The sequence below is a fragment of the Teredinibacter haidensis genome (assembly GCF_014211975.1).
GTDB lineage: Bacteria > Pseudomonadota > Gammaproteobacteria > Pseudomonadales > Cellvibrionaceae > Teredinibacter > Teredinibacter haidensis.
In genome coordinates this window covers 995,947-1,010,895 of the sequence record NZ_CP060084.1, presented here as the reverse complement: position 1 = coordinate 1,010,895, position 14,949 = coordinate 995,947, and the positions used below count along the sequence as shown (strand labels likewise).

Genomic DNA, 14,949 nt, shown 5'->3' with positions numbered 1-14,949 from the left:
AAGAACCAAGCTTTAAAAGGCCCTCTGGGCGGTTTTCAGCGAGGTAAAACCTTGTTTCTTCGATTCGGCCCTGGCTTCCAGGGCCATTTTATATGCGCGAAACAGGGAGTCTTGCGACTCTATTGGGTAACTTGCTCGTAGGCCCAGGCCAACCAAGGCATAAGTAACTCTAGATCAGAGGCCTCAACCGTAGCTCCCGCCCAGATGCGCAGACCCGCTGGCGCATCACGATAAGCGCCAATGTCGTAAGCCACGCCTTCATCTGCCAACAATTTAATCATGGCTTTCACCTGATCTGGCTCAGCTTTTAAGGTTAAGCAAACACTGGTATTGGAAAGAGTTTCAGGCTTATCAGCCAGGAAATTAACCCAATCATTGTCGTTAACAAATTTTTCAACAACGGCAAGATTTGCCTCCGATTTAGCGACAGCTCCAGAGAGACCACCCAGGCTTTCTACCCAGTCGAGCGCATCCAGGTAATCAGCCACGCACAGCATCGATGGTGTATTGATGGTTTCGCCACGGAAAATACCCTCTATCAACTTCCCGCCTTTGGTCATACGGAAAATTTTAGGCATCGGCCAAGCAGGGGTATAGCTCTCGAGACGCTCAACAGCGCGAGGACTGAGGATCAGCATACCGTGAGCACCTTCGCCACCCAACACTTTCTGCCAACTGTAAGTAACAACATCCAGTTTTTCCCAAGGCATATTCATGGCAAATACGGCAGAGGTCGCATCACAAATAGTTAAACCTTCACGGTCATCAGCAATCCAGTCACCATTCGGCACTTTTACCCCTGAAGTTGTGCCATTCCAGGTAAAGACGACATCTTTAGTGAAATCCACTGCCGACAGGTCAGGCAACTGGCCGTAGTCTGCTTCATGAATACTCACATCGTCGAGCTTAAGCTGTTTGGTTATGTCGGTTACCCAACCACTGCCGAAGGATTCCCACGCCAGCACATCAACAGCTCTCTCCCCCAATAAAGACCACATGGCCATTTCTACCGCACCGGTATCAGAACCGGGAACCACTCCAACGCGGTAGCCCTCAGGTAAGCCCAGAACTTTAGCTGTTTGCTCACATACACGAGCCATGGTTTTCTTACCCAGAGCCGAACGATGAGAGCGCCCTAAAGTGGCAACGTCCAATTCACTTACGCTGTAACCTGGGCGTTTACTACAGGGGCCAGATGAAAAGTTGGGGTTATTTGGTTTAGTTTGCGGTTGCATTTTAGTCCTCTAGATAACGGTCAAAACCCCTTCCGGGGTTTTGAGTGCTTGCGCTTGGATAACATTTGTCTGTCGTCGCCAGTAATGAAGCAGGGTGCCTGGAAAAGAGATTGCGACAAACGACAGGCGCGGTTGCGGGTTTATAAATGATTCGCCCTTAAATGGGGCGCATTATGCCATTTTTGCTGCTGGACGCCTAGTAATCCCAGGCTCTGACACCATACGAAAGCACCTGCAATTGAACAGGATCAACCCTTGGCACGCATTAGTACAGCAGCGTGTACATTTTCCTTTGATACTCGACAGCAAGCGGATCTCCCTTACCTAGAACGGCCAACACGTCGGTATAGGTTTTTTTTGCCTTTCCGTCTTTGAAGTTGAGGTTTAACCGAAGAATGTCGTACAACAAGGAAAGCGCCTCCTCATAATAGTTGTTCTGACTGTATTGAACCGCTAGAAGAAAAGCAATTTCCCGATCTTCCGGATTCTCCCGGTACTGCGCTTCCAAAGCTTCCACTTCCGGAGCCTTACCCGCCTGCCGAGCCAGCTCCAGCCTGGACATAAGGTTTTGATATTCTTGATTCTGATCTGCCATTTTGATTTTTGCCAAAATCGCCTCGGCATCACCTAAGCGATTCAATTCAAGCAGGACTTTTGCCAGCATTATAGCTATATCTGCTTGCTCACCAGAATCTTTACAGGCCTGCAGCAATAGAGGCAAAGCTTCGGCATACTCGCCCTGCTCCATCAACCCCCCGGCCTGCCTTAGCTGAAGATCCCAAGACTTTGGCAAGTGCTTGCTTAGGAATTCTCGAATCTGTGGCTCCGCCTGAGCACCAGTAAAACCATCAACCGGCTGACCATCTTTTATCAACATCACAGTAGGCAAAGAGCGAACACCAAATTGACCTGCAATCATTTGCTGCTCATCGGCATTAACCTTCGCCAACAAAAAAGCTCCCTGATACTCGTCAGCCAATTTCTCCATCATCGGCATCAATGCTTTGCAGGGACTGCACCAATCCGCCCAAAAATCGATAAGCACTGGGCGTTTAAAGGATTCATCTATCAGTTGGGCCTGTGCATTTGACTCGTTAATTTCTACAATGTGCTCGGACACAGTCATTCCTCTCAGGTTGGCGCGAACATCCCTTTATTTACGGGTTTTGTCTTATATGGATACTAAAGCTCAAGTTTCAATTGCCTACCCGAACAAAACCTGGGCTCGAGCTGTGTCCAGAACAACCATGCCCTACTAACACTCATTAGCTTCAAGGAGAACAGCCCATGAGTAGACTCGCCCTCGTTACTGGAGGCACACGCGGTATCGGTGAAGCCATCTCAACAAGACTAAAAGATGCCGGTTATATAGTTGCGGCAAATTACGGAAGCAATGACGAGAAAGCCAAAGCTTTTAATAAAGAACATGATATTCCCATCTATAAATTCGATGTTTCGGATTTTGACGCCTGCAAAGCAGCCATCGAACAAATACGTTCAGACTTCGGTCACGATATTGATATTTTGGTCAATAACGCTGGCATCACTCGCGATAACACCATTCACAATATGACACCAGAATGCTGGCACAAAGTAATGGAGACCGATTTGGGCTCCTGTTTTAACCTAAGTCGCAACGTTATTGAAACAATGCGTACAAATAATTTTGGGCGAATTGTGAATATTGGCTCAATTAATGGGCAGGCCGGACAGTACGGACAGGTAAACTATGCAGCAGCCAAGTCTGGTATTCACGGTTTTACCAAAGCCTTGGCTCAAGAGGGAGCGCGACATAACATCACAGTAAATGCTATTGCGCCAGGTTATATCGAAACGGATATGGTAAGAGCTGTTCCCCCAAAAGTACTGGCTAAAATTGTCGCGGGTATACCCATTGGCAGATTAGGTCAACCCGAGGAAATAGCAAGAGGTGTTGCATTCCTTGTTGCAGACGAAGCGGGGTTTATTACCGGTTCCACCATGTCTATTAATGGCGGGCAGCATATGTATTGACAGCAAAAAGCCGCTATCAGCACCATTTTCCTGATAGCGGCGACTGCTTCACTCCCTACTCGCCAACAGCTTCTGCTGGCTTTGATTCGACGTCTGAACTTGCCGGGGCAACGGCCTTACTCGCAGGAGACTTCTTTTTCGCCGCAGACTTTCTAGGTGATGCAGGCTTTTTAGCCGGTGCTTTTACAGCGTCCGGCGAAATGATATCGCTCCAACTTGGCATTTCTGGCCAACTCACTACCCCCTGAATCACTTCACCCAATTTTTCCTGCGAATCACTCAACAGAGTATAAGAGTCCTGGGTATTGGCGGACACTTTTTCCTGCACAGACTCCCAATATTTTTTTTGGACTTCACAAATCAGCTCTAGGCTTGTCTGGCCCGACAAATCCTTCACGTGCTCAATTGAATCCAACAGCATGCCACTTAAAAAATCCGCTTGTTTTTCACGGATAGCGTCCATCACTTCAAAATTTAGACTCATGATGTCGCCGAAAGGTTTAAGCAAGGATTCCGCTTGTTGATACATTTTTTCGTACATAACAACGCTCCTTATGTGATTCTGCCGAAAATTTAGAACCGAAGACACGCGAGCTCGAGACTCATAAATGTCCGCAACCTATTGCAGTGCAATATTGTCGGCAAGCTTACGATACCCAGGAGTAATGGTCAACGCCTCTATTTTGCATCGCAGCATTCCGACGCTAGAAGCAACCCTTCGCGCTCAGGTAAGCCTTTTTGGCGCGCCCTCTCTCTTTCACAACAGGATCAAACCGCCGAACAATCCCACGCACAAAAAAGCCCGGTAACTTTCCGGGCCTATGTATAACTAGTGCTATGACCGTATAACAGAGAAGCCGGTCGTACGCACAAACAGACTATTGAACAACGGCCGCACTCTTAATGACTTCCCCGGCCTTTTCCTGGGTGGAAGTAAAGAGTTCATACATTTCGGTAGAAGCTGAAACCCACTTATCCTGGACTCCTTCTACATAAGATTTCTGCGTTTGGAACACACCGGAGAAGTCTTTCTGAGAGCCTATTTCTTTGGCAAATGCCATGCTGTCATTAACCATATCGGTTACCAGAGTTTTTTGCTTTTCCGCTAACTCTTCCAGTACCTTGGTGTTTAAAGACAGCAATTCGTTCATGGGTTTAAAAGCGTTTTGAGATTGTTCAAACATTTTATCTAACATGGCCGATCCTCCATTGTAGGGTTGCTGCACTGCAATATTTAAACGTAGTTTAAGCATCATCTAAGCGTTGGTCAAGCGATTCTGCTGCAGCGCAACAACAACTGTTAGACTGAATTAAAGCTAGACGCTATTACGGTTAAAACCTGCGGGAATATTTTACGGTGAGCGGTGACGGGGGAAGGGGTTCTGTAGAGAGCCCCTTGGGCCTAGCTAGGACGTTACTCGGGCTTGTCGCCTTCTTTGGAGGGCTCATCTGGCGCATCTCCGAAGGGGCTATGCCCAGAATCCTTTTGGGTTGCCGCTCCAGTAAAACTCTGCCAAATAGACATATTCTTCTCCATCATTTGATTGAATACAGAGGCGGGAGACGTTGTATCCATAAATTCTTGCATCACCCCCTGGAAAGTATCCTGCCTCTCCATAAAGGTGGCGATACTCTGTTCCAGATACTGACGCATAAATACCTGCATATCGCTACCGTAAAAACGTATTAATTGCTTGAGCACTGTCTGAGTGAGAACTGCCTGCTGATCACTACCTTCCTGCTCGGTAATGATCTGTAACAAAATGCTTTTAGTAAGATCGTCCTCTGTTTTAGAGTCAATTACTTTAAAATCTTGATGCTGTATAACCAATTCTTTGATTGTCTCCAAATTAACGTATTGGCTTTTGGACGTATCGTATAAGCGTCGATTAGGGTATTTTTTAATAATTATCACAAGATTTTTCTCATAGTGTTTTTTATGGATTATAACGACACATCTGCAACGTCAGACTCTACTTTCTCCAATCTCACCTTTACATAACAACCCGGCGCGTCGCCAATAACCGGGTAGCGTACGCTTCCCATATCAATTAAATCGCGCTGTTCTCCAGCGAATTGTTGTAACCAGCGGTGCCAATCATTCCACCAAGAACCCTGCTGCTGCTTCGCCCCGGCCAGCCACTGCTGGTGATCTTTGGGCATTCTATCGTTTACCCAATGAGGGTATTTACCTATCGCCGCCGGATTGACGACTCCGGCAACATGGCCAGATTCGGTCAGCACAAAGCGCTTTTTTCCGCCCAGGCATTTGGCGCTGCGGTACGCGGCGGGCCAAAGCACTATATGATCTGCCATAGCCGCCAAGCAATAGCTAGGGGTCTTTATTTTACCAAGATCAATAGGAACACCTTTGACCTCTAAACCATCGGCCTGAATCAATTTATTCTCCAAGTACATTACCCGAAGATAGTATAAATACGCTGGACCGGGGATGTTGGTCGAGTCGGAGTTCCAGTAAAGGATGTCGAAGGGTGTTGGATCCTTGCCCTTTAGGTAGTTTTCAATAAAGAAGGACCAGAACAGGTTGTTTTCCCTCAACAAGCTAAAACTTAAACCTAGTATTCGCCCATCAAAATATCCGTTGGTCTGCACCATTTTCTCAATAAGCGGATACATCTGCTCAGAAATATAATTGCCAACCTCTCCCGGTTCCGAAAAATCGAACAGCGTGGTCAAGAAAGTTAGCGATTGAATCCTCCGATCTCCCTTCGACAACAAATACGCTTGTGCCATGCCAAGCAGGGTACCACCTACACAATAGCCGACAACATTAACATTATCACTTTGGGATATGGATTCCACCACATCCAAAGCCGCGACCACCCCCTCCTCTATATAACTATCGTAGGTTAAGCCCTCCAGATCTTCACCTGGATTAACCCACGACACCATAAACACGGTATAGCCTTGCCCAACCAGCCAGCGCACCAATGACTTTTGATCGTCAAGATCAAGAATATAATATTTATTGATGAAAGGCGGAATAATCAATAGAGGGTTGGTGAACACATTATCGGTAGTTGGACTGTATTGAATAAGCTCTATTAAACGGTTTTGAAAGATGACTTTACCCGGCGTATAAGCCAAATTCACTCCTAGTGTAAAGGCATCCAAATTGACCTGTGTAATTTTAAACGCTTCACTGGGGCTGTTTTCCAAATCCCGCATAAAATTATCTATGCCTTTAGCTAGGTTTTCCCCCTCCGTCGATAAGATTTCCCGACACACCTCTGGATTGGTCAACACATAGTTACTGGGAGCCACAGAACTGATAAATTGTCGAGTGTAAAAACGTACCTGTTCCTCCAATTTTTTATCATCAAACTCCAGAGTGTTAACCATTTGGTGCATATATTCAGCATTAAGCAAATAGGCTTGTTTGATGTAACTAAACATTGGATTTCCACTCCAATCCTTGTCCTCAAAACGTGTATCGCCCTTTTCTTCCTTAATTACCGGTTCAACCTTTTCCCCCATCATGGCTCGCGTCGCGCTTTGCCACAGCTCCTGCTGCTTTTCCAAAAATTGCATTTGCTGCTTTACAAATTGTTCAGCATTTACTTTCACATTTGGGATTTTGGGTGCAGGACAATGCTCTTCACTACTAAAGCAGGCCGATTGAAATTCACCGTCGAATTGGCTACGAATAATGCGCTTAATCACCTCCTGCATCATGTCGTTAAAGACACCGCTGAATTTGTTCAAATAATGCAGAACCTCTGTACGCTCCTGCTCAATCATAAGCTAAACACCCCGAAATTCATCTAACCGTCCAGCCACCATCAAGCACTATGGATTGGCCTGTTATATTTTTTGCTGCGCGTGAGATTAGATATTGCACCGTACCAGCGAGCTCATCCATTTCAATAAAGGCTTTTTTGGGCATGGGCTCAAGCATTATTTTGCTTATTACATCAGCTTCGGACATACAATGCTCCTGAGCCTGCTGAACAATTTGCTTTTCAACCAACGGTGTTTTGACATAAGAGGGACATACTGTGTTGATGGTGATATCAAACTCTGCAGTTTCCAGAGCAACAACTTTGGAAAAACCTAAAATCCCGTGCTTGGCTGCTACATAGGCGCTTTTAAATGGCGACGCAACCAAGGCATGAATAGAACCAATATTGATAATGCGCCCAAAGTTTTTCGCTTTCATCGAAGGCAACAAGGCGCGCGTTAGCATGGCTGGACCAACTAACAAGATCTCGTTCAATTGACGCCATTTTTCCGGGGGGAAGGCTTCCAGCTTGGCCACGTATTGTATGCCTGCGTTGTTTACAAGAATATCGACAGTACCCGCGCTTTGCGCAGCGGTATCAATGCTCGCTTGACTCGATACATCCAAAGACAGTGCCCGCGCACGAAACCCTTGCGATAGAATCTGCTCCGAAACGGCGGTAGCCGCTTCCATATTGAGGTCCGATACAATCACCTCATGCTGCGGGGCCAGTGCCTGAGCCAACGCGGCACCTATGCCGCTACCCGCGCCAGTGACTAGCGCAGTAGGTAATGTGCTGTGAGCAACCGTGACCATGGCCATCCCTCCTCTTAAAGCAATCCGTTAATTGTACTCCCCGCAAGCAATAACACACCAAAACTATCACTCAACTTCATTTGAGCATAGCCTGTGTTCTCCAGTGCTTCACCGATTACCCAGTAATCTACGTCACAACATTCTCGGAAACACGAAAAGCCTCTTCCACAAAATCAAGCAATTCGAAACTGCCAATCTTCACGGGGATATTGTCGGGCACGTCAAACAGCAGCCAGTCGACCGACCAGTTGGTTTTCATGCCGGGCATTATCGCCTTGAACGGCCCCTGTTGCTCCAATTCAATATAAGGCTGCTTAGCATCAGCATGTGCATAAATTTCCACTTCGGCTTCTGATGGCGCAATTTCTGCCGGATCCACACAGGGAAACAGCTTAAGAAACAACAGCCCATCATTGACGTTCGCCAACCAACCATCGGTGTTATTGGCAAATATTTTCGGTATACCCTGCAGTTCTTTCGCGTCGTATTTATACCAGTAGTGATCTGCGGCGTAATCGATAGGACAAGTAGATTGCGGCTCCGGACCGGAATCTGCACTGTAAAAGGTTAAGCCCCCCGCCACCCGGCTAATTTCCCACGGGGCCATGGTGATGATCTCACTGGATTCATTAATAATCGAGTATTCAATGGTAACGCCATTTTTAATTGGCGTTATACGCTTAACCACCCGAACCCCGTGCTGCTCATCAACAACGCTGCGCAACGAAATACACTGGCTGGAGCGTTTGACTATATCGTAGAGAGCTTGATCTATAACTTTTGGCGGTGGCCAGCCCCAGAGCGATTGCGGAGAGGGCCAGAAGGTAGAGCCGGTTTGCACTCCCGACGACATAAGGACATTTTTTGAGTTCAAAGAGAACGACTGAATCCTTCCCCCTAAACGGTTGATTGATATTTTCCTGCCTGACGACAGCAACTCCAGAGCAGCTATCTCGCTATCCATGGAAACTCCTTGCGCACAGCACCTGTCCAGGCTCACTTGAGGAGTCAGCAATAGAGGTTACCAATACTAGTGCGAACCGTTGGAGCAAAGGGGGCGATGTCTATTTATTGTTATTTATTATTGCGTTTGCCCGAAAAGTGCCACCCAGTAATCAGCACCATTCAATCGTTTTATAACACGGCTGCGAGAATAAAGACAATTAACTCCCCCTCAATGGGCCCCTACCGATACGAATATCACTCAATTAGTGTAATGCAAGCAACAATTTGACACCGAAACAAGTCAATTGAAGCTCTTGCTCTCAGAAAGCGGTAGCAAGCAAATACCCTCCAATTTGCCAGTTCAGCCCATTTTTCTTAACAAATTCTCAACGAATAACAGTTTTTTTGAGCAAACAGCTGTCAATCGCTTGAAATTCTCATAAAATACTGGCCGCCTGTACTCTGGTGGCTGTTAGTAGCGCCTGCTGAACCTTTATGATTGGGGGGGATCTTTTTTGCTGCCGTGGCTTATATTGCTCGCAATACCAGAACCTGCCGCGGGGTAGTCGCGGTTACTGCTAGCTCAACGAGGAATTATTGACTATGGTCAAAATACCCCTAGCGTCGTAGTAGAACACCGCGAACAAGGCTAAAGAAAACTAACCTAAGGAACCTCTGTTGGAATCAGCAGCCTTTTTTGGTGCCGGTTATAGGCGCGATTTGCTTTGTTACGGCCAACTATTGGCCTAACGCTGTAAAATTGTCCCAAAGCATGGAGCAAACCAACGAAATCCTAAAAAAACAACGACATCAGCTTTAAGGCGTCAGTTTCATGCATTTAACATTACTGGATCTTTCCATTATCGGCCTGTATCTGGCCAGTACCATCGTCATTGGCCTGGTTCTAAAAAGACAGGCATCCAAAAATCTCGACTCATACTTCCTCGGGGGTAAAACCCTCCCCTGGTACATGCTCAGCCTCTCCAACGCATCTGGCATGTTCGATATCTCCGGCACCATCCTGTTGGTGACCTGGCTATTCGTTTACGGTTTAAAAAGTATCTGGATTCCCTGGGCATGGCCTGTCTTTAACCAGGTTTTCTTGATGGTTTTTCTATCTCTGTGGTTGCGTCGCTCCAACGTGCTAACCGGCGCAGAGTGGATTCGCACCCGTTTTGGGGACGACCTGGGTGGCCGACTCTCCCACGGCGTTATCGTTGTCTTTGCGTTGATTGGCGTTATTGGCTTCCTGGTATACGGCTTCGTGGGCATCGGTAAATTTATGGAAATCTTCATTCCCTGGGAAGTCATAGCGCCCTACGTTCCTTTCGATGTTGCTCCCGAACGAGTCCCTCAGCTATACGGTATCGTCTTTACCTCTATCGCTACTTTTTACGTAATGCTGGGCGGCATGCTCAGTATTGTATGGGCTGACTTACTGCAGTTCACCATTATGACGGTTTCCGCTGTTGTGATTGCCGTTATCGCCATGACTCAAGTATCTCCAGAAGCCCTGCAGGCAGCGCTACCAAGCGGCTGGGCCAACCCGTTCTTCAGCTGGAATCTTGACATGGACTGGGGTAGTAAAATTCCTCAGGTGTTAGCAAAAATCGAATCTGACGGTTTCGGCTTGTTTGGTGCCCTAGTTATGATGTATTTCTTTAAAGGAATACTAATCAGTGCCGCCGGACCGGCCCCTAACTATGATATGCAGAAAATCCTTGCCACCAAATCGCCAAGAGAAGCGGCCAAGATGAGCGGTTTTGTTTCCGTTGTACTGATGCCTATTCGCTATCTGATGGTTGCTGGCTTCGCAGTACTCGCCCTGGTCTTCTATAAAGAACTGGATTTGACCGTGGCCGGTAACGCATCAGCACTGGACTTCGAAAATATTCTGCCCGCTGCAATTAAGCAATTTGTTCCTGTCGGCTTCCTTGGATTGATACTCGCTGGCCTGCTGGCCGCCTTTATGTCAACATTTGCCTCAACGGTTAACTCCGCGCCGGCCTATCTTGTCAACGACATTTACAAGCGTTATATCAACCCGGAAGCACCTGCAAAACGTCTGGTTCGCATGAGTTATGTCGTCTCTATTGCCGTTGTAGCCCTCAGTACAGTTATTGGGTTTTATGTAACTCAGGTTAACTCCATCATGCAATGGATCGTTTCTGGCCTGTACGGCGGCTACACCGTTTCCAATGTACTTAAGTGGTACTGGTGGCGATTTAACGGTATGGGTTATTTTTGGGGTATGATTTCAGGCATACTTGCGGCGTTTATAATGCCGGTAGTTGTTGGCGTCATGTTCCCGAATATTTCTCCAGCCATTGCGCCTTTATACTCGTTCCCGCTGATTATTGTGGTTTCGGGTATTTCCGCAGTGCTAGGTAGTATTTATACAGAACAAGAGAGCCCAGAACGTTTGAAAGATTTTTACTTAAAAGTTCGCCCATGGGGCTTCTGGGGTCCTGTACACGACCTCGTTGAAGCAGAACACCCAGGTTTCACCGCGAATCCAAACTTCAAGCGTGACATGGGCAATATCGCCTTGGGTATCGTTTTACAGACGTCGCTGGTAGCGTTACCCATATTTTTTGTCATCAAAGATTTCTCTGGCACAGCCATTACAGCGGTTATTGCAGGAGTTACCTCGTTGATCCTATGGAAAACTTGGTTCAACAAACTGTGTGATTGGCCAGAAGAAGAAATTAGCCAAGAAAGCGGCAATTAATTTTAATAATAATAAGAACAGATAAATTGGGGAGTATCGTGCGGTAACGTTCGATGCTCCCTACGTATTTAAACATCCTAACCACAACTAGCTAAGGTAAACACAAAATGAAATTTGGTCATTTTGATGATGACGCCAGAGAGTACGTCATCACGAACCCTAAAACACCTTACCCATGGATCAACTACCTGGGTAATGAAGATTTCTTCAGCCTGATTTCCAACACTGCTGGCGGCTACACTTTTTACAAAGATGCCAAATTCCGTCGTTTGACCCGCTACCGCTACAATAATGTACCGGTCGATAATGGCGGCAAGTACTTTTATATCAACGACGGCGGTGATGTATGGTCCCCAGGCTGGAAACCCGTAAAAGCCGAACTGGACAACTACAGCTGTGCACACGGTATGAGCTACACCCGGATTACCGGTGAGCGCAACGGTGTACAGGCAGAGGTGACCTACTTCGTACCATTAAGCACCTGGGCGGAAGTTCAGAAAGTTAAGCTAAAAAATACGTCCGGTGAAACCAAAAAACTGAAATTCTTCTCTTTCGCCGAATGGTGTCTGTGGAACGCCGAAGACGATATGCAAAACCTGCAGCGCAACCTGTCTACCGGTGAAGTTGAAATAGAAGATTCTGTCATCTATCACAAGACCGAATTCAAAGAGCGCCGCAACCACTACGCCTTCTACTCGGTAAACGCACCGATACAAGGCTTTGATACCGACCGAGACACATGGAAAGGCCTCTACAACGATTTCGATAAACCCGATGCCGTATTTGAAGGTAAACCACGCAACTCTGAAGCTCACGGCTGGTCGCCTTGCGCGTCTCACTTTATCGAAGTGGAACTGGCTCCCGGAGAAGAAAAAGACTTCGTTTTTGTACTCGGCTACATCGAAATTGACAAAGACAATAAGTGGGAAAGTAAAAACGTTATCAACAAAACTCCGGCAAAAGACTTGATTGCACGTTTTGATAGCGTTGAAAAAGTTGATGCCGAATTGGAAAAACTGCGTGTTTACTGGGAAGATTTGCTATCTACCTACGAGCTGGACAGTGGCGACGAGAAGCTTGATCGCATGGTCAACATTTGGAACCAGTACCAGTGCATGGTGACATTCAATATGTCCCGCAGCGCATCTTTCTTCGAAACCGGTATTGGCCGAGGAATGGGCTTCCGAGACTCCAGTCAGGATTTGATTGGATTCGTGCACCAAGTACCCGAGCGTGCGCGCGAGCGTATCATTGATATTGCCTCAACCCAATTTGAAGATGGTTCTGCGTACCACCAGTATCAGCCCCTCACCAAGCGCGGTAATCACACCCTTGGCGGCGGCTTTAACGATGACCCCCTGTGGCTAATCCTTTCCACCACCGACTACATTAAAGAGTCTGGTGACATGGGTATTCTCGATGTGCAAGTGCCCTATGACAACGACGAAAGCAAGGCAACAAGCCACTTCGAACACCTGAAGCGCTCCTTCTACTTCACGGTTAATAACCTCGGCCCACACGGCCTGCCATTAATCGGCCGCGCAGACTGGAATGACTGCCTAAACCTGAACTGCTTCTCGGAAGACCCTAACGAATCTTTCCAGACCACCGGCAACAAAAAAGGCTTTACCGCCGAATCTTTGATGATCGCTGGCTCCTTCGTGCTCTACGGCAAAGAATTCATCAAACTATGTAAAGTGATTGGTAAAGACGACGAAGCCGCCGAAGCTCAAAAGCATGTTGACACCATGATCGAAGCGGTTAAGAAAGACGGCTGGGATGGCGACTGGTACCTGCGAGCCTACGACTACTACGGCAAGAAAGTCGGTAGCAACGAGAACGAGGAAGGCAAAATTTTTATCGAATCCCAGGGCTTCTGCGGTATGGCCGGTATCGGCCTGGAAGACGGCATGGTTCACAAGTCTATGGACTCGGTTAAAGAGCACCTGGATAGTGAGTACGGTATCGTTCTGCAGCAACCTGCTTTCACAAAATACGTAATAGAGTACGGAGAAATTTCTACATATCCAGCGGGCTATAAAGAGAATGCGGGCATCTTCTGCCACAACAACCCCTGGATTGTTATTGCCGAAGCTCAAATCGGCAATGGCGATCGCGCGTTCGAATACTACCGTAAAATTGCTCCGTCCTACCTGGAAGACATCAGCGATCTTCATAAAGTAGAGCCTTACGCATACTGCCAGATGGTTGCAGGTAAAGATGCCTTCACCCCCGGCGAAGGTAAAAACTCCTGGTTAACCGGTACTGCGTCCTGGAACTTTGTCGCCATTACGCAATACATTTTAGGAGTAAAACCAGACTACAGCGGCCTTTCTGTTGACCCTTCCATTCCAAAAGACTGGAACGGCTTTAAGGTTACCCGTAAATTCCGTGGCGCCACCTACAATATCGAAGTAAAGAACCCCAATCATGTCAGTAAAGGCGTTACCTCACTGACAGTAGACGGCGAATCCATTGAGGGAACCGTTATTCCCCTGCAGGCCGAAGGCTCTGCGGTCAAGGTAGAAGTCGTACTGGGCTAACTAAACTAACAACGATATCCAAATATGGCCTCGATCTTTGATCGGGGCTTTTTTAATTCCCTCGCCCCCCACAAACCTCAACCAACGCAAACACTTCTTTCACGACACGATACAAATCGTAACGCCAAAAGTATTATTAGCGCGTCATATTTCTTTTTGGAATATTTTATGTCTATATGGCGCCTCTGATATATCCGTTATATATAAAAAAGGTTCTCACTCAGCGAATCAATAACAAACTAATCTGAAAATACGTAACTTTGGGTAACATGCGCACCCCTTAACTGTGTACAATTACCACGTACCTTGAGCAGCTCGCCTCGCTTATCTATTTGCTAACAGGAGTCAACCATGTTGAACAAAGCTATTGCCGTATCAATCCTAGCTCTTTCTATCTCTGCACCATTCGCCTCAGCCTTCTCCGTCGTATCCACTGACTACATCAAAGGTACTGTTGCCGAAGTCAATGCGGAGAAGAACACCATTGTGATCGAAAAAAATACTGGTAAAACTGAAACATTGACACTCTCTTCAGAAGCTAAATTCGTTATGGACGGCGAGCAATCGTCACTCCAGAGCCTGGAAGAAGGCAGCACTGTAAGCATTAAACATAAGACTTACACGCCTGTTACTGAATCGATTGAAGGTGAAATCGTTTCTCTGAACCATAAAACCAACACTGCCCGCATTCGTCTGGATTCGAAAGACGTTATAGAAGTAAGGTTCGGCAATAACGTAACCGTTACTGGCGCTGTTGCCGCTAACTCCATCGACCAGCTACGCAAAGGCTATCAAGTTGTTCTTCGCTATGCACAGAACTAAGTAAGCCTCCAATACTGTCCTAATGAAAAACGCCCGACTTTTAGTTGGGCGTTTTTTTATTTTTTAAAAACAAATAGAACTAATGGCTAGTGAGCCATATCA

Annotated in this window: 12 protein-coding genes; 4 read left to right on the top strand and 8 right to left on the bottom strand. The window is 46.8% G+C overall.

The genetic code is table 11. The annotated features are described in order from the left end of the window. Positions 1–119 precede the first annotated feature (119 nt). Both H5715_RS04100 and trxA read right to left on the bottom strand, forming a co-directional pair. Positions 120–1,235 (bottom strand): phosphoserine transaminase, encoded by a 1,116-nt coding sequence (locus H5715_RS04100; protein WP_075188083.1) that lies wholly within the window; start codon positions 1,233–1,235, stop codon positions 120–122. 265 nt (positions 1,236–1,500) lie between these two features. Then, positions 1,501–2,355, bottom strand: coding sequence for a thioredoxin (gene trxA / locus H5715_RS04095; RefSeq protein ID WP_075188139.1), 855 nt, complete (start codon positions 2,353–2,355; stop codon positions 1,501–1,503). 167 nt (positions 2,356–2,522) lie between these two features. On the opposite strand from trxA, the gene phbB reads away from it, so the two are divergent. Continuing rightward, positions 2,523–3,248: an acetoacetyl-CoA reductase gene (phbB, locus tag H5715_RS04090; RefSeq protein WP_075188084.1), complete on the top strand. Its 726-nt coding sequence runs from the start codon at positions 2,523–2,525 to the stop codon at positions 3,246–3,248. 55 nt (positions 3,249–3,303) lie between these two features. Here phbB and H5715_RS04085 read toward each other — a convergent pair whose 3' ends face one another. From H5715_RS04085 to H5715_RS04060, 6 genes are all read right to left on the bottom strand, one after another. After that, positions 3,304–3,789 (bottom strand): phasin family protein, encoded by a 486-nt coding sequence (locus H5715_RS04085; protein ID WP_075188085.1) that lies wholly within the window; start codon positions 3,787–3,789, stop codon positions 3,304–3,306. 337 nt (positions 3,790–4,126) lie between these two features. Continuing rightward, a complete protein-coding gene (locus H5715_RS04080) occupies positions 4,127–4,444 on the bottom strand; it encodes a phasin family protein (RefSeq protein ID WP_075188086.1) in 318 nt (105 codons plus the stop codon). Positions 4,445–4,662: 218 nt separating this feature from the next. Next, positions 4,663–5,163 carry a polyhydroxyalkanoate synthesis repressor PhaR gene (gene phaR, locus H5715_RS04075; protein WP_075188087.1) on the bottom strand — a complete coding sequence of 167 codons (501 nt, stop codon included), beginning with the start codon at positions 5,161–5,163 and terminating at the stop codon, positions 4,663–4,665. Positions 5,164–5,192: 29 nt separating this feature from the next. Next, positions 5,193–7,010 (bottom strand): PHA/PHB synthase family protein, encoded by a 1,818-nt coding sequence (locus H5715_RS04070; protein ID WP_075188088.1) that lies wholly within the window; start codon positions 7,008–7,010, stop codon positions 5,193–5,195. A 19-nt stretch (positions 7,011–7,029) separates the two neighbouring features. Further along, a complete protein-coding gene (locus H5715_RS04065) occupies positions 7,030–7,806 on the bottom strand; it encodes a 3-hydroxybutyrate dehydrogenase (protein WP_075188140.1) in 777 nt (258 codons plus the stop codon). Between the two features lie 127 nt (positions 7,807–7,933). Beyond that, the gene (locus H5715_RS04060; protein WP_075188089.1) at positions 7,934–8,770 is read right to left on the bottom strand and encodes a DUF4380 domain-containing protein; all 837 of its coding nucleotides are present in this window, start codon (positions 8,768–8,770) and stop codon (positions 7,934–7,936) included. A gap of 813 nt (positions 8,771–9,583) precedes the next feature. Between H5715_RS04060 and H5715_RS04055 the strand changes: the two genes are divergently transcribed. The 3 genes from H5715_RS04055 (at position 9,584) to H5715_RS04045 (ending at position 14,847) form a co-directional block, all read left to right on the top strand. Then, positions 9,584–11,482 (top strand): sodium:solute symporter family protein, encoded by a 1,899-nt coding sequence (locus tag H5715_RS04055; RefSeq protein WP_075188090.1) that lies wholly within the window; start codon positions 9,584–9,586, stop codon positions 11,480–11,482. A gap of 107 nt (positions 11,483–11,589) precedes the next feature. Continuing rightward, positions 11,590–14,025, top strand: coding sequence for a glycoside hydrolase family 94 protein (locus H5715_RS04050; RefSeq protein ID WP_075188091.1), 2,436 nt, complete (start codon positions 11,590–11,592; stop codon positions 14,023–14,025). 351 nt (positions 14,026–14,376) lie between these two features. Then, a complete protein-coding gene (locus tag H5715_RS04045; protein WP_075188092.1) occupies positions 14,377–14,847 on the top strand; it encodes a hypothetical protein in 471 nt (156 codons plus the stop codon). The last annotated feature ends 102 nt before the right edge of the window (positions 14,848–14,949 follow it).

Excerpts from the sequence above, each read along its gene's own strand:
- H5715_RS04100 (WP_075188083.1), bottom strand. The coding sequence starts at position 1,235 with ATGCAACCGCAAACTAAACCAAATAACCCCAACTTTTCATCTGGCCCC.
- phbB (WP_075188084.1), top strand. The coding sequence starts at position 2,523 with ATGAGTAGACTCGCCCTCGTTACTGGAGGCACACGCGGTATCGGTGAA.
- H5715_RS04085 (WP_075188085.1), bottom strand. The coding sequence starts at position 3,789 with ATGTACGAAAAAATGTATCAACAAGCGGAATCCTTGCTTAAACCTTTC.
- H5715_RS04080 (WP_075188086.1), bottom strand. The coding sequence starts at position 4,444 with ATGTTAGATAAAATGTTTGAACAATCTCAAAACGCTTTTAAACCCATG.
- H5715_RS04070 (WP_075188088.1), bottom strand. The coding sequence starts at position 7,010 with ATGATTGAGCAGGAGCGTACAGAGGTTCTGCATTATTTGAACAAATTC.
- H5715_RS04065 (WP_075188140.1), bottom strand. The coding sequence starts at position 7,806 with ATGGTCACGGTTGCTCACAGCACATTACCTACTGCGCTAGTCACTGGC.
- H5715_RS04060 (WP_075188089.1), bottom strand. The coding sequence starts at position 8,770 with ATGGATAGCGAGATAGCTGCTCTGGAGTTGCTGTCGTCAGGCAGGAAA.
- H5715_RS04055 (WP_075188090.1), top strand. The coding sequence starts at position 9,584 with ATGCATTTAACATTACTGGATCTTTCCATTATCGGCCTGTATCTGGCC.
- H5715_RS04050 (WP_075188091.1), top strand. The coding sequence starts at position 11,590 with ATGAAATTTGGTCATTTTGATGATGACGCCAGAGAGTACGTCATCACG.
- H5715_RS04045 (WP_075188092.1), top strand. The coding sequence starts at position 14,377 with ATGTTGAACAAAGCTATTGCCGTATCAATCCTAGCTCTTTCTATCTCT.